This window comes from Haloleucobacter albus, from assembly GCF_052492075.1.
This window is the reverse complement of sequence record NZ_JBQWAS010000028.1, coordinates 102,659-122,404: the sequence shown is the minus strand read 5'-3', so window position 1 is coordinate 122,404 and position 19,746 is coordinate 102,659. Positions and strand designations below refer to the sequence as shown.

Sequence of the window (19,746 nt, the reverse complement as noted above, 5' to 3'; positions counted from 1 at the left end):
GCTTTGAGAAATGATGGCGCGCCGCAGGCGTGCAGGAAGGGCCCCATGTTCTGGAACAGAAGCGCACCCCGCATGCCCACGGCGCAGGAGGCTTTGCCGGGCCGGGCCGAGGCCCTGCCCACAGCGCTTGCGCATGCGGTTTCGGGCCATCCTCTCAAGGGGCCGTATCCAGCAGGCATGGCGCAGGCCATTTTCGCGCTGGGGTGCTTTTGGGGCGCGGAGCGGCGGTTCTGGCAAATCAAGGGCGTGTGGGTGACGGCCGTGGGCTATGTGAACGGTTTCACGCCCAACCCGACATATGAGGAAGTCTGTTCGGGCCTCACCGGCCATACCGAGGCCGTTCTGGTTGTGCATGATCCGGCGGTGGTGAGCTATGAAGAACTGTTGCGGCTGTTCTTCGAATCCCATGATCCGACACAGGGCATGCAGCAGGGCAATGATATCGGCACCCAATATCGCTCCGGCATTTATGTGATGACGGCGGAACAGCGCGCCGCTGCCGAGCAGGTGAAGGCCGCTTATGGGCAGGCGCTGAAGGTGCGAGGTTTCTCCCCTGTCACTACGGAAATCGCCGCGGCCGGCCCCTTTTATTTCGCCGAGGACTATCACCAGCAATATCTGGCGAAAAATCCGGCGGGCTATTGCGGGCTGGGTGGCACGGGCGTTTCCTGCCCGGCGGGCTTGCTGTCGCCACAGAAAGAAGACGGGCAGGCCGGGTGACTGACGGTCTTTTCCGGGCGGTTTTTGCACCCCAGTTCAAGAGGATGAGATGGCGTCTTATGTCTTTGCTCCGCCTGCGCAGCCGGCCCTTCCCGTAAAGGGGCAGACAGCGCTGTTTCCCGTGCATCGCATCTATTGTGTCGGCCGCAATTTCGCCGACCACGCCATGGAAATGGGAGGCGACCCTTCGCGCGAGCCACCCTTCTTCTTCCAGAAGAACCCGGATACGCTGGTCGCATCCGGGGCCACCATGCCTTACCCTTCCGGCACCCGTGATCTGCACCATGAAATCGAGATGGTGGTGGGCCTGAAGGCGGGCGGAGAGAATATTCCGGCCGAAAAGGCGCTGGATTGTGTGTTCGGCTATGGGGTGGGCATTGATCTCACCCGGCGCGATCTGCAAGCCGAGATGAAGAAGCTGGGGCGCTCATGGGAGGTTGCCAAGGCCTTCGAGAATGCCGCACCCTGTTCGGCCCTGGTGCCGGCGGAAAGCTGCGGCCATCCGCAGGCCGGGCGGATCTTCCTGAAGATCAACGGCCAGATCCGGCAGCAGGGCGACCTTGGCCAGATGATCTGGAAGGTGCCGGAAATGATCGCCACCCTCTCCACCCTGTTCCGCCTTGTGCCGGGAGATCTGATCTATTGCGGCACACCATCCGGTGTCGGCCCGGTGGAGATGGGGGATGTGCTGGAGGGCGGCGTGGAAGGTGTGGGCGATATTCGTCTGACCATCGCCTGAGAACTGGTCTGCTCCTGCGCGGGGCGGGATCGGTTCAGAACACATGCCGCCCCGGATCGTCCAGCCACACGGTTGCGGCCTCTTGCACGGCGGCGAGGGTGGCAGAGCCTATGGCCTCACCGGCTGCCGTGTGCAGGCCGGCATAGGGCTGGCGTGCACACGGCTCCGCCAGAGGCGTGGCCATCACCACGCAATCCGTGCCGGTGCCGGAAATGGCGCTGTCATTTCCCGGCCGGTGGAAATCGGCCTCCAGAATGGCGCGGGTGCGCGCCTGTACCACGATGGAGGAGGCTTCCAGAAGGGCGGCATTGGTGAGGGGCACATTCACCGCGCACAGAATATTCACCGTGCCGGGGTGCAAGGCGTGCTGGGGCTTGGTCTCCCCCAGAATCCGCGCCGCCTCCGCAGCGGAAAACCGCGCCCCCACGCATTCCCCATTATTGAGGCCGAGCGTGACGAGGCTGGCGGCCGTGATGCCCTCCACCTGCCGTACGGCCAGGTGATGATGGGTGACATTGCGTGAGGTCATGAGCCCCACGGCATCCGCCAGCCCTTCCGCCTCCAGCCGGGCGCGGAACCAGGCGAGCGGGTCCATCTCTTCTGTCAGGTCGGCATCGCGAACTTCCAGCCAGGCGACCTGCTGCGCCGTCACGAAACCGGGCCGGTTGAGAGACCAGGAGACCATGCGTTGCGGGGCGTCAAACCCCGCAATCAGCAGCGGACGGCGGAAGGTGACATCAAACAAGGCTGCCATCACTGTGCACTCAATCATGAGAAGGGCGGAACAAGTGGGGCGCACCTGTGGGGGAGATATGTGGATGGCGCATCGACACCCTTCCACACCGCTCTTATGTCATGATTCAAAGGCGGTTTCAGGCATGTTCGTATAGTATCTGTCCGGGCCGATTTCATGAACCGGCCGCAAGCCCAGCTTGTCCAGCATGCCGGTTGTTTTCATGGCGTTTTCCTCAAAACATTCGACCTGAAGAAACATGCGGTTTGCGCTGATGGTCTGGCGCATGCCTTCCAGCGCCTTGCTTTCATGGCCCTCCAGATCCAGCTTCGCCACGATCAGGGCCCCGGAGAGCGGCAGGGTCTGGTCGATCGTTTCTGCCTGAATGGAAAAACTGCGCACCGCCACCTTCTCATCCACAATGCCGACACCGCCGCGATTGCCCTCCGGGTGCCCGCGGCTGTCCATGAAGGTGACCATCTCCCTCTTGTCGGAGATGGCGACCTGATGGGTCTGGACCCATCCGGCTGCATCATTCAGGAAGATCTGGGCATGGAGCTGGGAGAAATTGTGCAGGTCTGCTTCAAAGGCGTGAATGGCGCGTACATTCAGTTTCCTGACATGCAGGCTATAGAGCCCCCAATAGGAGCCAATATCCAGAAATGTCACGGGCCCATGGCGCTGGAGTTGCTGGATGATGTGGCACAGATAGGAAATCTGGGCCTCCTCCCACTGCCCATTGTCGATCATGTAGCGGTCGACATAGGAGGTCGGGTCGAGCAGGAGGCGCAGGCCCATGCGTTCATAAATCGCCAGTTGGGGGTCTGCATTCTCTGATTGCCGGATCTGCTCCTCCCGCGCCGCGAGCGCATGCAGGATCTCATCCAGTTTTTCATTCTGCCTGGCGAAGCCCTGCTCCATTTGCAGGGCCAGTGGGTGTGGAGAATGGCGTCTGCCGAACACGATTGACCTCCGAAAAGGCCCGCAAAGGGCATGGCGGAATGAATTGCAACCATAGCGCGTAATTCATTCCGCGCGAGCCCGAAATCGTTCGGAGGCCGGGTTACTTCACCTCAAACGGCAGATTGATGCTGGCGGCCGCGCCCCTGCCATCACGCACCGTGGCGAACACCCGGTAGCGGCCCGGCGGCAGGCCGGCGATGCGTGCGCTGTCCCGCGTGGGTTCATGGACGGCCTGCGGGAAGGATGGGGGCACGGGCTCCGGCGCGCCGCCCACGCTGTGGGCCGTGGTTTCCGCCATCACCTGCCAGGTCACATCCAGCGGGTCGCCATCGGGGTCGCTGGCGGTCAGCTTCAGGCGGGTTTCGCCATCGGGGGGGAAGCTCATGGGGCCTTCAAAATTCAGCCCCTCAATGCGCGGTGCGCGGTTGGGGCCGCCGGGAGGGGTGCCCCCCCACAGCTCGGCCATCACGCCAACTGTCTCGGTCCATTCGCCCGATGGCAACAGCAAAGAATACCAGGTGGGGGTGACCTCCTGCTTGTCGCCCCACACGATGGGAATTGCCCCGATGCCCTGCTGTTTCGCCCGTTGCAGATATTGGCGCATCTTGTCCGCCTTGGCGGTGGTGTTGGGCTCGATCGGTGCGCCCCATGGTGCACGCGGCACGCTCCAGTGCCCATCCGCCCCCATTTCGGTGAAGATGATGGGGCCTTTCCAGCCTTGCGCCCGCGCCCGGTCTGCGGTGGTCAGAAGGCTGTCACCATAGGCATTCAGGCCCAGCACATCCACGGAGGGGGCATGGCGCACCAGTTGCGCCACCTTGTCGGCCCCGGTATCGGCTGTGACAGCCATGACAGGGTGGTGCGGGTCCAGCGTCTTGACGAACTGCGCGGCTTCCTCGATGGCGGGCCAGACAGGGCGGGCCTCCTCATCGCTCACCGCGACTTCCATTTCATTGCCAACGCCCCACATCAGCAGGGCGGGGTGGTTGCGGTAGCGCTCCACCATGGGGCGCAGCTTTTCAAGCTGGGCCTTGCGGGCCGCAGTATCTAGGTAATCGAAGCCGTGGCGCGGATGTTCCAGCCACAAGCCGGCAATCACCTTCAGCCCGGCTTTTTCCGCAGCATCCAGAACCGGGCCGGGGTCCTGCCCATAGGTACGCACGGTGGTGGCTCCCAGCCGGGCCAGATCCTCAAAGCCGGCCCGCCCACCTGCGCCATTGGCCAGGAAGGGCCGGCCATTCACCAGAATATGGGTGCCGCGCACAGTGACATCATCATGGCTGGCATCCTGCTTCTGAAGGGCAGGCGAGGCTGTGGGAGGCTGCTGCGCGGCGTGCAGGGCCGTGGGTGCAAGAAGTGCGCACAGGGCCGCCACAGCACACAGCCGGCGGGTATTGAAAGCAGAGGAATTGGGCACAATGGGCATGATGCAAAGACGCGGAATAGACACGGAGGAGGGGGCTTCCTGATTTATGATCTCAAACAAGGTGGAAGGCATGATGCCAGAGCCTGTGACACTGGGCTTCATGTTGCTGGAAATTGCGGGTCCAGCGCGTCATGCGCAAGGGTGTTGGTTTGAATTCATGCAAAAAACCATGTGAAAAATATAGAAGACTATTCATTGGAATGATTTTTACTGAAAATATTCCTCTTGTGCGAGAGGGGTTGCGGGCCTCTCTTTCCGGCCAAAATAAGCTAAGAGATGCTGTCGCGTATTCTGGCGGCCTGTGAAAAGAGGCAAGGTGCATGTTCGTGCTCGCTCATTTGTCGGACCCGCATCTTGGCCCGCTGCCGTCGGCTCGCCTGTCTCAACTTCTGGGCAAGCGCATTCTGGGCGTGATGAACTGGAAGCGCCATCGCCGGCACAATCTGGGGCCTTCCACGCTCAATCTGCTGCTGGAGGATCTGAAAGCGCAGGCGCCGGATCATATCTGTGTCACCGGAGATCTCGCCAATGTGAGCTTGCCGGGGGAGTTTGTTACCGGCGCGGCCTTCCTCAGGGCGCTGGGTTCACCGGAGCAGGTGAGCATGGTGCCCGGTAATCACGATGTTTATGTGCGCTCCACCCGTCAGCTGCATCTGGAACAATGGGGGGCTTATCTGACGGGTGATGGCGTCAGCGCGCCGACAGGCGCGGAGACGTTTCCCTATGTGCGCCGGCGTGGGCCGCTGGCGCTGGTGGGGCTTTCCACAGCCGTGCCGACAGCGCCTTTCATGGCCTCTGGCCGGGTGGGGCACCGACAGTTGCAGCGTCTGTCGCGCGTGCTGGAGGAATTGGGGCAGGAAGGGCTGTTCCGGGTGGTGATGCTGCATCACCCGCCGGTTGGGCAACAGGCCTGGCATCGCCGGTTGCGGGATGCGGCTGCTGTGCGGCGCGTGCTGGTGCAGGCCGGGGCGGAACTGGTGCTGCATGGGCACGAGCACAAGGCCACTCTGGATCATGTCTCCTTGCTGCCCGGCGAAACCGAAGAGGGCATTCCGGTGGTGGGCGTGCCATCGGCTTCGGCCGGACCACGCGCGAGCGCCAAAGCCGGAGGATATGCGCTGTATCGCGTTTCCGGCCAGTTGGGCGCATGGCATTGTGAAATTGAGCGGCGAGGCTTTGGAGCGGGTGTGGAAGGGCAGCCCCCCAGGGTGCAGAGCCTGTCGCGCAGCTTCATTCTGGGGGCCGCCGCATTGGATGGGATGCGCTGAGTTTAGAGTTGAGGCAAAAGTTTGCCGACGATATCGTTTCGCGACTTTCCTTTTTCGCTGGCAGGTAACAGATTGCCGCATAGATAATTACGGAACTTTAAGTTGAGTTCGAAGGTTCAGCTTTGCATGATGTCTTCAGCCTTTAAGGAGGATGTTCCATGAAAAAAGCTGTTATTGCTGCCACCGCCGCTTTTCTTGTTGCCGGTACTGCGGCTTATGCCGGTCCGGGCGGCATGGGTGGGCCGGGCGGCCCTGGCCCGCGCGGTGGCTGGACGGCTGAGGATCGGGCTCTTGTGATGTCGGCGCGCCTGGCCGCCGTGAAGGATGTTCTGAAGCTGAATGCAGATCAGGACAAGCTCTGGACCAAGTTCGAGACCACCCTTCTCGAAGTGAACAAGGAGCGCATGGAAACCCGCCAGCAGATGCGTGAGGCCCACCGTGAGGCGCGGCAGGAAGCCCGTGCAAAGGGTGAACGCCCGGCCTTCGATCCCATCACCCGGATGCGGACCGCCGCCGATCGCATGGACGAGCGCGCGGCCTCCATGCGCAAGGTGGCCGATGCCGCCGCCCCGCTTTATGAAAGCCTGGATGATGCCCAGAAGCAGCGCCTCAGCGTGCTGATGCGCAGCGGGCTTGCCAGCTTCTTTGGTGGTCCCGGCGCTCATGGTTATGGCCCCGGCATGCGTGGCCCTGGCGGCCCCGGCATGGGCAAGGGTGGTCCTGGCATGCGTGGTCCCGGCATGATGGGTAAGGGGCAGGGCATGGGCGGTCCCGGCATGATGGCTCCGGCTGATGACGCCTCGGGGGATGACGACACCGCCGAGTGATGGTGCCCCGCGAGGGACAGGGCGCGCGCTGAAAGGGCGCGTGCTCTGAGAGTTGAATGGCGCGACCAGCCCGGCTGATCGCGCCATTTGCATGTGAGGGAGCTGTTGTCGGATGACAGAAGCGGCGTGCTGATATAAGGGCGCAAGGAAGCCCCATATCGGGCGCCGTACAGAGAAGCCCCATGCCCCAAATGCGTACGCCCGCTCCTCCACAGCCTTCAGCATCGTCTTCGGGGGGCAGCCGTGCGGTACTGCTCATCATTTTTGCAGGCTGCGCCATTGCCATGCTCACCTTCGGCCCGCGCGCCGTGTTCGGCCTGTTTCTGGTGCCGATGTCGAATGAGCTGGGCTGGGGGCGCGACGTGTTCGGGCTTGCCGTGGCGGTGCAAAATCTGCTCTGGGGCATTGGCTCCCCCCTCGCCGGGGCAATTGCCGACAGGTTTGGCATTGTGCGCGTCTTGTGTGTGGGGGCCCTGATCTATGGGGCCGGCCTGGTGCTGATGTCCTGGTCGATGACGCCGGGCATGCTCTATCTCAGTGCAGGTGTTCTGGTGGGCTTCGGCCTCTCCGCCGCCTCTTTCAATCTGGTTCTGGCGGCCTTCGGCAAGCTGTTGCCGCATCGCTGGAAGCCTTTGGGCTTTGGGGCTGCAACCGCCGCCGGCTCTTTCGGTCAATTCCTGTTTCCCCCGCTGACCAGTGGTCTCATCCACACGGTGGGCTGGCAGGACACCCTTGTCTGCTTCGGGTTGGTGCTGCTGCTGGTGATTCCGCTCTCCTTCGCGCTGGCCACACGGGGCGTTGCGCAGGATGACCCGCACCAAGGAGAGGGGAATGCGCCGGCTGCCGAGATGAGTGCCGGCACGGCCTTTGCGCAGGCGGTGCGCTATCCCAGCTATATTTTTCTGGTGCTGGGTTTTTTCACCTGTGGCTTTCAACTGGCCTTCGTCACCGTGCATCTGCCGGCCTATCTGGTGGATGCGGGCATGAGCCTTGAGGTGGGGGCCACCACGCTGGCGCTGATTGGCCTGTGCAATATTGTGGGCTCGCTCTCGGCCGGATATCTGAGCGGGCGCATGTCACGCAAATGGCTTCTGGCCTGGATTTATGCGGCGCGCGGCGTGGCGATCATCGCCTTCCTTCTGGTGCCGGTTTCCCCGCTGAGCTGCTATCTGTTCGGTGCTGTGCTGGGCCTGTTGTGGCTTTCCACCGTGCCGCCCACTTCCAGCCTGGTGATGATGATGTTCGGCACCCGCTATATGGCCATGTTGTATGGTTTTGCCTTTTTCTCGCATCAGGTGGGGGGCTTCATCGGCGTTTATCTGGGTGGCGAGCTTTATGAGAGCACTGGCTCTTATGATTGGGTGTGGTGGGGTGCTGTGGCTCTCTCCTTCGCCTCGGCCGTCATCAATCTGCCGATCCGTGAGCGTCCGGCCCCTGCGCCGGCGTTGGCCACGGCCTGATGTGCGCCGGCTCGCTCTTGCTTGGGGTAAGGAAACGGAAAGCCTTTTCATGTTTTCATCTTGCGAATCCTGAGCGATCCGGATTCCGATTTCATCATTCAGCCAGCCGCGACCTGATCTCATGCGCAAGACCATTTTCGCCGCGCTCGGTTCGGCCACGCTGGCCGTAGCGCCTGCCAGCGCCGAGCAACTCTCACCCGAAAAGGCTCGCGCCTTTGTGGTGGGGCGTACCTTCTCCTTCTCCTGCTTTGAGGGGTCCAGCGGGCAAGGCAAGGTGCATGCCGATGGCTCCGTAGCGGGCACGATCTCGCTGCGTGCACGCCCCCTGCGCTATGTGAAACTGCCGGCCAACACGCTGCGTGTGCGTGATGGCGCTGTATGCGGCTATCTCAAGGGCATGGCGTTTGAGCCCTGCTTTGATGTGGTGCGTACAGGCTCTTCCACTTTTCGCGGCACGTTGGCCGGGGTCAGCACCATGTGGTGCGATTTCAAGCATGTGGGGCGTGAGCGCGCCCGCATGGCTTCTCGCCACAGGCGCGACTGAGCTATCAGTCCTGAGAGGGGGAAACTGGCGCATCCGATCTGTGGGGTGCGGCTGCGGCAATGGCCGGCAGAATCTGCGGCATGGTGCTTTCGCGCCCTTCAATCACCGGGCGCAAGCGGGCCAACTCCCGCCCGGCATGTTCCATGAAGCTGCGCACCCGTGCTGTTGAGCGAATATCGGGGTGTGTCAGCAGCCATAGCCCGGCTTCCATCTCGGTGTCCGGCGGCATCAGCCGGGCAAGTCCGGGAATGCCTGCGCCGATGAAGCAGGGCAGAACCGCCAGCCCGATTCCGGCCGCAGCCGCCTCCGCCAGCCCCAGAACGGTGTTCACACGGTAGACAAGCTGGTCTTCGCCCACCCGCTCGCGCAGCCATTTTGCCGGCTTGATGCCCCCCAGCCCCTCGGAAAAGCCGATCCAGTGATGACGGCGCAGATCGCCCGGTTCCAGCCGGATGCTGCCCAGCATGTCCGGCCGGCCATAGACCGCCCAGGCGATATTGGCGATGCGTCGGCCCACCAGCGTATCGCCGGGATGATTGCTGGCGCGGATGGCGATATCCGCATCCCGCTTCGACAGGTTGAGAGACTGGTTGGAGACGGCGACATCCAGCCGGATTTCCGGGAAGGCAGTGCGGAAGCTCGCCAATATGGGTGTGAGCATGTGGGTGAGCAGAATGTCGTTCGTGGTGATCCGCAATTCGCCTGAGGGGCGCAGATCCCGCCCGGTGATGCGCCGTTCCACTGCCACCACATCTTCGGCCATGCGCTCGGCCAGCCGCACCATTTCCTCGCCCGTGGGGGTAACCGCATAGCCCGCGCGAGAACGCTCGAACAGCCGCGTGCCCAGTTGCTCCTCCAACGCGCCAAGGCGGCGGAACACAGTGGAATGGTTGACACTCAGCATTTCCGCCGCACCGGCCAGAGAGCCGCTTTGTGCAATAGCGCGAACGAGGCGGAAATCATCCCATGCAATCATGCTTCATTGCACCTGCGCAAAATTTCTAGGGCAAAACAGCTTATCGCATTGCGGTATTGAAAGGAATAGCTCTGCATCAATGGGCGCTGGGCCGGGATATGACAGCAAGGCCGGATGACAGGTTCCGGGTGCTGTTCATCAGCGCCTTTCCAGTGCGGAAAGGGTTTATCATGGATATGCGGACCGGCCCCTATGGCCTGTTCATTCTTCGGGTGTCTCTCGGCCTCATATGGGCGTCTCATGCGCTCATGAAGCTGTCTGTCTTCACCATTCCGGGGTTTGCCGGTTTTCTGGAAAGTCAGGGCCTGCCGGGCATTCTGGCTGTGCCGGTGATTTTAGCCGAATGTCTGGGCGGTCTGGCCTTGATCGGCGGTGTTTATGCGCGCCGGTCGCTGTGCTGCTCATTCCGGTGATGGCCGGGGCCATGAGCGTGCATATTCCCAATGGCTGGGTGTTTTCCGCAGCCGGGGGCGGATGGGAATACCCCGCCTTCCTCATCGCCAGCTCGGTGGTGGTGGCGCTGGCGGGAGAGGGGGCTTTCGCGCGGAAGCCATCGCCGCTCATTCCGTTTCGCCCGGCGGCTGCGCAGCGGCTTCAGCCGGGGCTGTCGGCATCGGTTTGGGTGGGTGAGGTCAGAAGGCGCTGATACAGCCAGCCCATACCCACCAGAACCACGCCAAGGCCAATGAAGGAGAAAGCGCGGAGCGCCCCTTCCAGATCCGCCATATCGGAGAGGAAAACCTTGGCCACCGTAATGCCGGTGACAGCTGCCGAAGCCAGACGCAAGCCGCGGGAGCGCAGCGCCAGCCCGGCCAGCAACAGGGCGATGCCCACTCCCAGCCAGGCGGCGGACCACGCATACCATTCCATGGCGGATATGGTCTCCACCCGTAGCACCGGGCCCTGAAACAGGCGGCTGATCTCGAAGGTGAGCCATGCCAGCCCCAGCACCAGCGCGCTGGCCAGCACGCCCAGTCGCAAGCGGGGGCGGTTTTCCGGCAGCTCACGGGCGATCAGCAGCGCCAGAAGGGCTGGTAGGGCATAGCCGGTGAGCAGATCATTGATGATGGGGCCGCCCACATTCTGTTCCGTGGCGAAGGGATTGGCCCAGAGCAGGCTACCCAGCGCCAGCACCGCCGCCAGCGCCGCCACCACACTGGCGAGCAGGCGGAAGAAGGGGCGCGCGCTGATCCGGGCCAGACGGATGAGCCCCAGCGCATAAGCGCCATAAAGGGTGGAGAGCAGGCCGCTCTGGAACAGCTGGTTGCCGGTGCCGGCCTCTTCTACGGATATGGTGCCGCCATGGGCATAATGGTGCGCTTCCAGCGCGGCCAGCAGTATGGCGAACACGAGAGAGAGGCTTTCCAGAACTCTTCGGCTCCAGTCATCACCCTTGCGGGCCAGCAGGCGGGCGGCGGCGGCGAAAGCCAGCGTCGGCACGCCATAGCCCCACAACAGCCAGTTGAAGATGGGGGTGGTGCTCAGCATATCGCCGGCGATGCTGGGCATCCACATGACCCGACCCAGCACCACCAGCCCCAGCGCGGCGGAAAGCTGGCGCAGGCCGGGCAGCGGGCGCAGGGTGGAAACCCAGGCCACACCCAGCGCCGCCAGCGCCAGCCCCACAGTGAGCCAGCCCTTTTCCAGCGCAAAGGCCAGCCCCAGCGCCAGGTTGACCACAGCTCCGGCCGCAAAGATGGCGGCCGCCGCCAAGCGTCCATGACGCGTCAGGGCTTCGGATGCGAAGGTGAACAGCAGTGCCAGAACAAGGCCGGCCAGTGCGAAGGGCGGGCTTTCCTCAAGCCCTGTCAGCCGGGCATAGGCCGCGATCATCATGAGCACGGGGCCGATGGCGGCGGCAGCCGCCCACACCAGAGCCATGCGCCGGTTCTTGCGCCATGCGCCAGCCAGCCCCGCCAGAAACAGAACACCGCCGACGCCGATGCTATAGAGCAGGAAGGACGCCAGAGAGGGGCCGGGCAATTCCGCCACCACACCGGCCATGGGGCCGGGGGCGGCCAGCGCCGTGCCGGGGGGTGGGGGCAGAGGCCATTGTGCACTGAGAAGCGGTGCCATCACCGCCAGAGCTGGCACCACCAGGCTTGTGGCCGGTGCTCGCCAGGACAGCACCAGAGCGCCCAACCCCAGCAGCAGAAAAATGGCGAGGGCAGAGGTGGGGATGGTGCCATCATCCACCGCCGCCAGTGCGCCCAGTGCCAGCGTGATCGTGGCCGCAAGGCAGGAGATCGCATCCAGTCGCCGCCCATCCGCCGGAGGGCCGTAGAACAGGCCCGGCGACAGCAAGAGCGCAGTGAGGGCCAGCAGCACCAGCCCGAGCAATCCTGTGGCTGGCACCGCCTGCGGAACGAGAGCCAGCAACAGGGTGAAGCCCCATGCCCCCATGCCGGCGATAGAGAGCAGCGCCAGCCAGCGCCAATAGCGCGCCCGCGCCACCACAAGCGCGCTGGCCCCGACTGCGCTGATGAGAATGGCCACGCCAAAGGCGTTGGGGTTATTCGTGATGATAAGGAAAGGGGTAAGTGCGGCACCCACAAAGCCCAGCGCCGCGAGGGCCGGGCCATGCAGCAGGGCGGCAAAGACCGTGGCGATGCCTGTCAGCGCCAGCAGCACGAAGGCGGTGACCGGGGAGATGAGGGCATAAAGTTCATACGCGGCATAAATGCTGCCAAAGGCTGTCATCGTGCCAGCCGCAGTGAGGGTGGCCGGAATGGAGGGCAGCAAGGTGCGGCGGCTGCGGGCAGGGCCGGGGAATGTCGCCTCCTCACCTTCTGGCTCAGGCGTGACAGGCTGCTCCGCCACTCGTCGGTTGTCGGCCCGGCGCAGCACTTCGCCGGTGGCGAGCAGAATGGCGGCCAGCAGCAATCCCAGCATCACCCGCCCAATCGGGCCAAGCAGGTTTTCTTCCACCGCAAAACGCACCAGAAAAACCCCGCCCAGCGCCAGCGCCAGCCCGCCGACCCAGACGCTCCAGCGTGCGCCGATCTTCTCTTCAAAGCCCTTTGCAAAAGCGGCCTTGGCGGCTGCGAGAGGGGCTGTCCCGAGGGGCGTCTCGCCACCGCCGAAGCTGATAGCGCTGTCTGCTCCCTTGCGCCGGCCGAAGGGCAGGGGCAGGGGCGGTGGCACAGGCAGGGCATGATCCGGCACGGATGTTTCCGGCTCCGTCTTGCCTGTCTGTGGGGGAGGCTGAGCGCTCTCGGTTTCATCCGGCGTTTCTGCCGAAAGGGGGGATGAAGCGGGGCTGGCTCTGCCTTCGGCAAGCGCCTTATATTCCTGCCTGAGCCGGAAGAGCGCGGCTTCCGTTCCATCCAGTCGCGCTTCAAGATGTTGCAGACGGCTGCGCTGATGAAGGCTGAGGACCAGCGCCATGATGGCGATGAAGGGGAAGGCCAGAAGCAACAGCACCAGCCAGAGAAGTTCCTGATCCATCAACATCACCTTGGGCCGTATCACCGGGAAAGAGAGAGCTCCTGTTTTTCCGGTAATGGCGCTTTTCGGAACAGCACGATTTGCGGGGGAAAGCGGAAGAGCCTGTGGCAGGCACCAGCGTCCGCATATCTTTCATTCTGGCTGGAGCCGGAGGCGATGAGGGGCCTCAGCCAAGACGCCACCAACTCTGGCGGACCAGAGCGCCATGCGGTGATGTCTGCATGAGTGGGGCGCGGCTTTCGCGGCTGCGCCCCGTTTGCAAACAGCCGGCCTTTATTGGGGGGCGCTGCTGTCGTCCGTCTTCTTCACATCTTCGGCTTTCTTGATCGGGGCGGGGGCTTCCGCGGCATCAAGGCCGAGCCTGATCTTCTTCTCGATCTTTTCGAGATCATCCGGTTCGGGCTTCAGATCCCGTGCGTGGTTCCACTGGAAGCCGGCCTCCAGCTTGCGGCCCACCTTCCAGTAGGCATCGCCCAGATGATCGTTGATGACCGGATCCTGCGGCATCAGCTCCACCGCATGTTCCAGCTCCTTCACCGCCTCCTGATAGCGCCCAAGGCGGTAATAGGCCCAGCCAAGACTGTCGACGATAGGGCCGTCATCCGGCCGCAGCGCCACGGCCTTGCGGATCATGCCCAGCCCTTCATCCAGATGAATGCCCTGATCGACCCAGGAATAACCCAGATAATTCAGCACATGAGGCTGGTCCGGCTCCAGTTCCAGCGCTTTTTTCAGGCTGGTTTCGGCGATAGGCCAGTTCTCCGCGCGCTCATTGCAGATGCCATGCAGATAGAAAAGCGGCCAGTTGCTCTGGCCCGGCGTTGTGATGAGCTTGATGGCGCTGGCATAACTCTGCGCGCAGTCCGCGAATTTCTTGCGGCCCTGCTGGATGCGACCCAGGGCAATGAGAGCATCCGGCTCGCTCTGCTGGGTCGTCACCAGCGCCTTGAGGTGCTCCTGAGCCTCGTCAAAATTGTCAGTGGCATCCAGATTGACGGCCAACTGAATTTCGGCATCCCGCTTCATGGGCGAAGAGGCCGGCACCAGCCGGTAGGCCGCGATGGCCTTTTCCGGCTGCTTGAGCTGCTCATACAGCTCGGCCAGCGTGAGATAGCCGAAGGGGTGATCCGGGTTCAGCCAGGTGGCGAGCTGAAGATAGACCAGTGCGAGATCCTCACCACCCTGCCGGGCCAGCAGTGTGCCCAGATCATAAAGCACCTGTGCGGCACCCTCCTGCGGGGTGTTGACCAGTGCAGGCAGGGGCTTTCCGCTTTCCAGCGTGGCTTTCTGCTGCTTCACCATGGGGTGACGTTGCAGACGCGAATCCAGCGCATTGAAGATGGCGAGCGCGGCTTCCGGGGCCTCATTGCGGGAGACCCAGCGCGCATAGGCTTCCACCGCACGCAGGGAGTTGGGGTCCAGCTCGGCGGCCTGTCGCAACAGCTTGCCGGCCTGCTTGTCCTTGCCTGCCACTTGCAGGATCAGCCCGGCATTCAGGGCCTTGAGGCCGGCATACCATTCCGGCCCCTTGAGGCGTTCGATCACGGTCACGGCATTTTTGGGCTGGCCGCTGCCGAGAAAGCTCCAGCCAGCCAGAAGCGTGGCGGTAAGATCCCCGATCGGGCCGCTGACCGAAAGCGCAAGATTGGAGCGGGCGGTGCGGTAATGCTTCTTGCGCATGGCGTTCACCCCAAGGGTGAGGCGGGCCAGACGGTTATTGCTGTCAATTTCCACCAGCCGGCGCGCCAGCGCCACGGCATCATTCATCTGTCCGTCCACAAGGGTGGCGATGAAGGTGCGCTCCACCACTTCCGGATTGTCGGCATCCAGCTTGAGCAGATTGCGCAGATGCGTGACGGCGGCGTCATTATCGCGCTCGGAACTGGCGAAACGGGCTGCCAGATAGCTGCCCGAAACCGTGGGCTCGACATCATCCCGCAGGTCTGTCCGCGCCATGGCGGGGCCGACGGCCTGGAATGTGACGGCAAACGCTGTGGCAAGAACCGCAAGGGATGGAGAGCGGGAGATCTTCACGGACACAATCCTGAAACGCTTCAAGAGCGGAAGAAACGGATTTTGCAAGGCATTGAAGCGGTGCGAGATGGCGGGAGGATGGCGATTTTCCGCCGCGCCTGCAAGTTTTGGCAGGTAATTTTCGGCAGGCAATCTTGTTCGGGCATGGAGTGGTGAGGAAGAAGCACGGTCTGGCGCAGGCGATCGTGCCAGGGTGTTTCCTGCCGGGTGTGGGGTTGGTGCACTAGTGCCGTGCGCCACCGTGCGCATAAGAAAAGATATGGATAAGCTTGTCGCCCGCGCTCCGGCGAAGATCAACCTGACCCTGCGTGTCACCGCCCGGCGGACGGACGGTTTTCACGAGCTTGTCAGCCTTGTGGCTTTTGCTGGTACAGCAGATCTTCTGAGCCTTGAACCCGATCAGCCCCTGGCCCTGCATGTGGATGGCCCGATGGCCGAGGCTGCCGGCCCGGATGAGGATAATCTGGTTCTGCGCGCGGCGCAGGCCTTTGCCCGGCTGGTGCCGGGGGCTCGGATGGGCGGCTTTCGGCTGGTGAAGCGCCTGCCGGTGGCGGCTGGCCTTGGGGGCGGTTCTGCCGATGCTGCCGCAGCGCTGCGCCTGCTGGCCCGGCTGAATGGGCTTGAGGGGGATGATCCGCGTCTGTTTTCTGCGGCGGCCCATTGCGGGGCAGATGTGCCGGTTTGTGTCGATCCGCGCGCCCGGCTGATGGGCGGGGTGGGCGAGCGCCTTTCCGCGCCGCTGGAGCTGCCGCGTCTGGCTGGCGTTCTGGTGAATTGCAGGGTGCCGGTGCCAACGGCGGATGTGTTCCGGGCGCTGGCCTTGCGGGCGGGTGAGGACTTGCCCGGCCCGACCCATCCCACGGATATGCCGCAGCATATGGGCGAACTGATTGCCCTGCTTTCAGCCTTGCCGAACGATCTGGAGCCGCCGGCGAAGGTCATCGCACCGCAGATTGGCCGGGTGATGGATCTGCTGGCCGCCCAGCCGGAGGCGCTTTTGGTGCGTATGTCCGGTTCTGGTGCAACCGCGTTTGCTCTGGTGAAGGATTGCCACGCCGCGGCGGTATTGGCGCGCCGCATTGCTGCGGCCCAGCCCGAATGGTGGGTGCGGCCTACCATATTGCGCTGAGATCTGTGATGCCGGCGCACCGGTCCACCCGGATATGACAAAGCCCGGCATGAAGCCGGGCTTTCATCTGTTGGGCTGGCGTTTGTAGCTCAGTGCGCGCGGGAGAGGCAGAAATCCACCGCCTCGGCCAGTGCCGCCCGTGCGGGATTGTCCGGGAAGATATCAAGTGCGGCCTTGGCCCTGCCACCATAGTGGCGGGCGCGCTCCACCGTATCGGCAATGGCGTTGCGGCTGTGCAGCAGGGCGATTGCGCGGGCGAGATCGGCATCGCTGGCTTCGCCCTTTTCAAGGCATGTGCGCCAGAATGCCTGCTCTACCTCATCGCCGCGCTGGAAGGCCAGAAGCACCGGCATGGTGATTTTGCCTTCGCGGAAATCATCGCCGAGATTCTTGCCCAGCTTGTCCTGACTTCCGCCATAGTCCAGCGCGTCATCCACCAGCTGGAAGGCGATGCCGAGATCCATGCCATAGTCTCGGCAGGCCCGCTGCTCGGCCTGTGGACGGGCGGCGAGCACCGCGCCCACTTCGCAGGCTGCGGCGAACAGTTCCGCCGTCTTGCCGCGGATGATGGCCAGATACTGCTCTTCCGTGGTGTTCATGTTCTTGGCGGCGGCCAGCTGCATCACTTCGCCCTCGGCGATGACACAGGCGGCGCCGGAGAGAATATCCAGACAGGTGAGAGAGCCCACCTCCACCATCATGCGGAAGGCCTGACCCAGCAGGAAGTCCCCCACCAGCACGCTGGCTTCATTGCCCCAGAGCTTGCGCGCGGCCAGTTTGCCGCGCCGCATGTCGCTCTCATCCACCACATCGTCATGCAGCAATGTGGCGGTGTGCATGAATTCCACGGCGGCGGCGAGGGTCACATGCCCTTCGCCGGCATAGCCGCACAGGTTCGCGCTGGCGAGAGTCAGCATGGGCCGCAGCCGCTTGCCGCCAGATGAGATGAGGTGGTTGGCCACCTCTGGAATCATGGCCACATCCGACCCGGTGCGGGCGAGGATGGCGGCATTGACGCGCTCCATATCCCCCTTCACGAGGCGCACCAGCGTCTCGATTGAGGGGTCCTTGGGCTCGAACGGAAGGACGAGGGACAAGAAACGCTCCCGCTTGTCATTCTTCGGGGCGCACCATAGGGATGCCTATGGGTTCCGCGCAAGGGCAACGGTGCCCGAAGGGTGGAATTTATAGCCTTGTACGGGAAAAGACGGCGGCATGCGCGAATTGTTGCGAACCAATGATCTGGTCCTGCTGGGCGCGATCGAGGCTTTCCTGAGCTCGGCGGGCATTGGCCATCTGGTGCTGGATGCGCATATCAGTGCGCTGGAAGGGTCTATCGGGGTGCTGCCGCGCCGGCTGATGGTGATGGATGAGGATATGGTGCGCGCCCGCCGCCTGCTGATGGGGGCAGGTTTTGGCGAGGCTCTGCCGCCTCTGGCGGAGAAGAGCGGTTTCTGGGATGGGCCGCGGTGATGGCGGAACCCGATTTCCCTCTCCCCTTTGAAACCACGCTCGATCATGTTCTGGGCGGCCGGCTGAAGCTGCTTCAAGCCGCGCGCGGGCATCGTGTGGGGCATGATGCGATTCTGTTGGCGGCCATCGCACCGGCTGATGCGCTGCGCATGGTGGATCTGGGGGCTGGCGTAGGCAGTGCGGGGCTGGCCTTTCTTGCACGCTGCCCGCAGGCCGGAGGGGCACTGGTGGAGCTGGAGCCGGATATGGCGCGCCTGGCCAGGCGCAATGTGATGCTCAATGCCATGGCGGAGCGCTGTCATGTGGTCTGCGCCGATGTGGCGCAACTGGCCCGGCCGGGCGGGCCTTCCACGCCAGAGCCGGCTGAAGCCGACCTGGTGCTGATGAACCCGCCCTACAATATGGCGGCGGCCCATCGCACCTCGCCCCACGCCGGGCGGGCGCTGGCTCATATGGCTCCGTCGAATCTCCTGCATGAGTGGGTGACGGCGGCCAGCCGTTGCCTGCGTCCGGCGGGCATGTTGTGCCTTATCCATCGCCCCGCAGCTATCGGGATGATACTCGAAGCCTTGTCCGGCCGGTTCGGCGCGATCGAGATTTTGCCGGTCCATGCGCGTGCGGATGCGCCGGCCATGCGCCTTCTGGTGCGTGCCCGCAAGGAGAGGCGCACCGCGCCGGTCTTTCTGCCGGGCCTTGTGCTGGCGGATGAGCAGGGAGGCCAGACCGCGCGTGCAGAGGCGGTGTTGCGCGGCGGGCTGGGGCTGGCGGATTGAGGTGCGATGGGCGTCTCCGTTTCCAACCGGGAGACGCAGAGTTGTGCGTGAGCCGCAAGGGTGCGTGAAATGCCTGCGCCTTTCCGCTACATCTGGAATATGAGCGGATTTTTCTCTTCCCTTCGCCGGCCGTTGCGCCGTCTTCTGCCCCGTAGCCTGCGGGGTGAGCATGTTACCATTCCGGTGGTGCGTCTTGCTGGCACCATCGGCGTCGGCGTGCCCTTCTCGCCGGGGCTCACTCTTTCAGCCGTAGCGAAGGCGCTGGAAAGGGCATTTGCCGTGAAGGATGCGCCCGCCGTGGCGCTGCTCATCAACTCGCCGGGCGGTTCGCCGGTGCAATCCCATCTTATCTACCGGCGCATCCGGGCGCTGGCAGAAGAAAAGCAGAAGCATGTCTTCGCTTTTGTCGAGGATGCTGCGGCCTCCGGCGGCTATATGATCGCCTGCGCCGCCGATGAAATCTTCGCTGATCCCTGCTCGATTGTTGGTTCCATTGGTGTGGTCACATCCAGCTTCGGCTTCGACAAGGCGATGACGCGGCTGGGTATTGAGCGTCGCCTGTATACGGCCGGGGAGAACAAGGCCACGCTGGACCCTTTCAGCCCCCAGAAGCCGGAAGATGTGGCGCGGCTGGATACGCTGCTGAAGGAATTGCACGGGGTCTTCATCGAGCTGGTGCGCGCCCGCCGGGATGATGCGCTGGAAGGGGAGGATGAAGAGCTGTTCTCCGGCGCCTTCTGGCTGGGCACGCAGGCTGTCAGCCTGGGTCTGGTTGATGGGCTGGGAGATGTGCGGGCCGTGCTGCGCCAGCGCTATGGGGAGAAGGTGGAGCTGTCCTTGGTCGAGGGGCCTTCCCGCTTCTTCCTGCGCCGGCCGGAGGCCGTGGCCGGAAAGGCCGGGAGCTGGGCGCAGCATCTGGCGCAGCAGGGGGCTGCTGGTGCGCTGGCGGCGGCGGAAGAGCGTGCCTTGTGGGCGCGCCTGGGCCTGTAGCGCCGGCATGTCTCAATTGTGCCGTGCGGTATGATGTGGCGGCTGAGTCTCTCAAAATAAAGCTCTCCCGAGAGGATAAATGGGAGAGAAGTCGGCAAATCATATTGCGGGTGCTAAAGTTTGCCGCGCTTGTGGACAGAATGGGGATTGTATTTTCCAGCCCGCTCCAGGCGCTCTTCATTCGTGAACAGAGGCGCTGTTGCGGGCGTGTTCATTTTTATTTGAATGAACAAATCTTTTTGTT

18 protein-coding genes are annotated in these 19,746 nt (G+C 63.5%); 11 read left to right on the top strand and 7 right to left on the bottom strand.

What is annotated here, in order from left to right; genetic code table 11:
* The first annotated feature begins 45 nt into the window (after positions 1 to 45).
* Together msrA and ACT6QH_RS10520 are read left to right on the top strand one after the other, a co-directional pair.
* Complete coding sequence (msrA, locus tag ACT6QH_RS10525) at positions 46 to 720, top strand: peptide-methionine (S)-S-oxide reductase MsrA (RefSeq protein ID WP_444974784.1); 675 nt, start codon at positions 46 to 48, stop codon at positions 718 to 720.
* Positions 721 to 769: 49 nt separating this feature from the next.
* Positions 770 to 1,459 carry a fumarylacetoacetate hydrolase family protein gene (locus ACT6QH_RS10520; RefSeq protein WP_444974783.1) on the top strand — a complete coding sequence of 230 codons (690 nt, stop codon included), beginning with the start codon at positions 770 to 772 and terminating at the stop codon, positions 1,457 to 1,459.
* A gap of 34 nt (positions 1,460 to 1,493) precedes the next feature.
* Here the strand turns inward: ACT6QH_RS10520 and ACT6QH_RS10515 are convergent, their stop codons facing one another.
* From ACT6QH_RS10515 to ACT6QH_RS10505, 3 genes are all read right to left on the bottom strand, one after another.
* Positions 1,494 to 2,213 (bottom strand): adenosylcobinamide amidohydrolase, encoded by a 720-nt coding sequence (locus ACT6QH_RS10515; protein ID WP_444974782.1) that lies wholly within the window; start codon positions 2,211 to 2,213, stop codon positions 1,494 to 1,496.
* Between the two features lie 99 nt (positions 2,214 to 2,312).
* Positions 2,313 to 3,155: an FkbM family methyltransferase gene (locus ACT6QH_RS10510; RefSeq protein ID WP_444974781.1), complete on the bottom strand. Its 843-nt coding sequence runs from the start codon at positions 3,153 to 3,155 to the stop codon at positions 2,313 to 2,315.
* A 100-nt stretch (positions 3,156 to 3,255) separates the two neighbouring features.
* Complete coding sequence (locus tag ACT6QH_RS10505; protein ID WP_444974780.1) at positions 3,256 to 4,605, bottom strand: glycoside hydrolase family 2 TIM barrel-domain containing protein; 1,350 nt, start codon at positions 4,603 to 4,605, stop codon at positions 3,256 to 3,258.
* Positions 4,606 to 4,901: 296 nt separating this feature from the next.
* Between ACT6QH_RS10505 and ACT6QH_RS10500 the strand changes: the two genes are divergently transcribed.
* The 4 genes from ACT6QH_RS10500 to ACT6QH_RS10485 all read left to right on the top strand — a co-directional run bounded on the left by ACT6QH_RS10500 (position 4,902) and on the right by ACT6QH_RS10485 (position 8,680).
* Positions 4,902 to 5,849 (top strand): metallophosphoesterase family protein, encoded by a 948-nt coding sequence (locus ACT6QH_RS10500; RefSeq protein ID WP_444974779.1) that lies wholly within the window; start codon positions 4,902 to 4,904, stop codon positions 5,847 to 5,849.
* 158 nt (positions 5,850 to 6,007) lie between these two features.
* On the top strand, positions 6,008 to 6,676 hold the full coding sequence (locus ACT6QH_RS10495; RefSeq protein ID WP_444974778.1) for a Spy/CpxP family protein refolding chaperone: 669 nt from the start codon (positions 6,008 to 6,010) through the stop codon (positions 6,674 to 6,676).
* A 182-nt stretch (positions 6,677 to 6,858) separates the two neighbouring features.
* Complete coding sequence (locus ACT6QH_RS10490; RefSeq protein WP_444974777.1) at positions 6,859 to 8,136, top strand: MFS transporter; 1,278 nt, start codon at positions 6,859 to 6,861, stop codon at positions 8,134 to 8,136.
* Between the two features lie 121 nt (positions 8,137 to 8,257).
* Positions 8,258 to 8,680: a hypothetical protein gene (locus ACT6QH_RS10485; RefSeq protein WP_444974776.1), complete on the top strand. Its 423-nt coding sequence runs from the start codon at positions 8,258 to 8,260 to the stop codon at positions 8,678 to 8,680.
* A 4-nt stretch (positions 8,681 to 8,684) separates the two neighbouring features.
* Here the strand turns inward: ACT6QH_RS10485 and ACT6QH_RS10480 are convergent, their stop codons facing one another.
* Positions 8,685 to 9,656 carry a LysR family transcriptional regulator gene (locus tag ACT6QH_RS10480; RefSeq protein WP_444974775.1) on the bottom strand — a complete coding sequence of 324 codons (972 nt, stop codon included), beginning with the start codon at positions 9,654 to 9,656 and terminating at the stop codon, positions 8,685 to 8,687.
* Positions 9,657 to 9,826: 170 nt separating this feature from the next.
* On the opposite strand from ACT6QH_RS10480, the gene ACT6QH_RS10475 reads away from it, so the two are divergent.
* Positions 9,827 to 10,069: a DoxX family protein gene (locus tag ACT6QH_RS10475; RefSeq protein WP_444974774.1), complete on the top strand. Its 243-nt coding sequence runs from the start codon at positions 9,827 to 9,829 to the stop codon at positions 10,067 to 10,069.
* A gap of 181 nt (positions 10,070 to 10,250) precedes the next feature.
* On the opposite strand, the gene ACT6QH_RS10470 is transcribed toward ACT6QH_RS10475, so the two are convergent.
* Positions 10,251 to 13,103: a DUF2339 domain-containing protein gene (locus ACT6QH_RS10470; protein ID WP_444974773.1), complete on the bottom strand. Its 2,853-nt coding sequence runs from the start codon at positions 13,101 to 13,103 to the stop codon at positions 10,251 to 10,253.
* A gap of 273 nt (positions 13,104 to 13,376) precedes the next feature.
* Positions 13,377 to 15,137, bottom strand: a complete 1,761-nt coding sequence (locus ACT6QH_RS10465) for a tetratricopeptide repeat protein (RefSeq protein ID WP_444974772.1) — start codon at positions 15,135 to 15,137, stop codon at positions 13,377 to 13,379.
* A gap of 259 nt (positions 15,138 to 15,396) precedes the next feature.
* Here ACT6QH_RS10465 and ACT6QH_RS10460 point away from each other — a divergent pair, with 259 nt between their 5' ends.
* A complete protein-coding gene (locus ACT6QH_RS10460) occupies positions 15,397 to 16,266 on the top strand; it encodes a 4-(cytidine 5'-diphospho)-2-C-methyl-D-erythritol kinase (protein WP_444974771.1) in 870 nt (289 codons plus the stop codon).
* 89 nt (positions 16,267 to 16,355) lie between these two features.
* On the opposite strand, the gene ACT6QH_RS10455 is transcribed toward ACT6QH_RS10460, so the two are convergent.
* Positions 16,356 to 17,363 (bottom strand): polyprenyl synthetase family protein, encoded by a 1,008-nt coding sequence (locus tag ACT6QH_RS10455; RefSeq protein WP_444974770.1) that lies wholly within the window; start codon positions 17,361 to 17,363, stop codon positions 16,356 to 16,358.
* A gap of 118 nt (positions 17,364 to 17,481) precedes the next feature.
* Between ACT6QH_RS10455 and ACT6QH_RS10450 the strand changes: the two genes are divergently transcribed.
* From ACT6QH_RS10450 to ACT6QH_RS10440, 3 genes are all read left to right on the top strand, one after another.
* Positions 17,482 to 17,739: a putative signal transducing protein gene (locus ACT6QH_RS10450; protein WP_444974769.1), complete on the top strand. Its 258-nt coding sequence runs from the start codon at positions 17,482 to 17,484 to the stop codon at positions 17,737 to 17,739.
* Positions 17,739 to 18,512: a tRNA1(Val) (adenine(37)-N6)-methyltransferase gene (locus ACT6QH_RS10445; protein WP_444974768.1), complete on the top strand. Its 774-nt coding sequence runs from the start codon at positions 17,739 to 17,741 to the stop codon at positions 18,510 to 18,512. Before ACT6QH_RS10450 ends, ACT6QH_RS10445 begins: the two co-directional genes overlap by 1 nt.
* Positions 18,513 to 18,581: 69 nt before the next feature.
* Positions 18,582 to 19,502 (top strand): S49 family peptidase, encoded by a 921-nt coding sequence (locus ACT6QH_RS10440; RefSeq protein ID WP_444974767.1) that lies wholly within the window; start codon positions 18,582 to 18,584, stop codon positions 19,500 to 19,502.
* Positions 19,503 to 19,746: the final 244 nt, after the last annotated feature.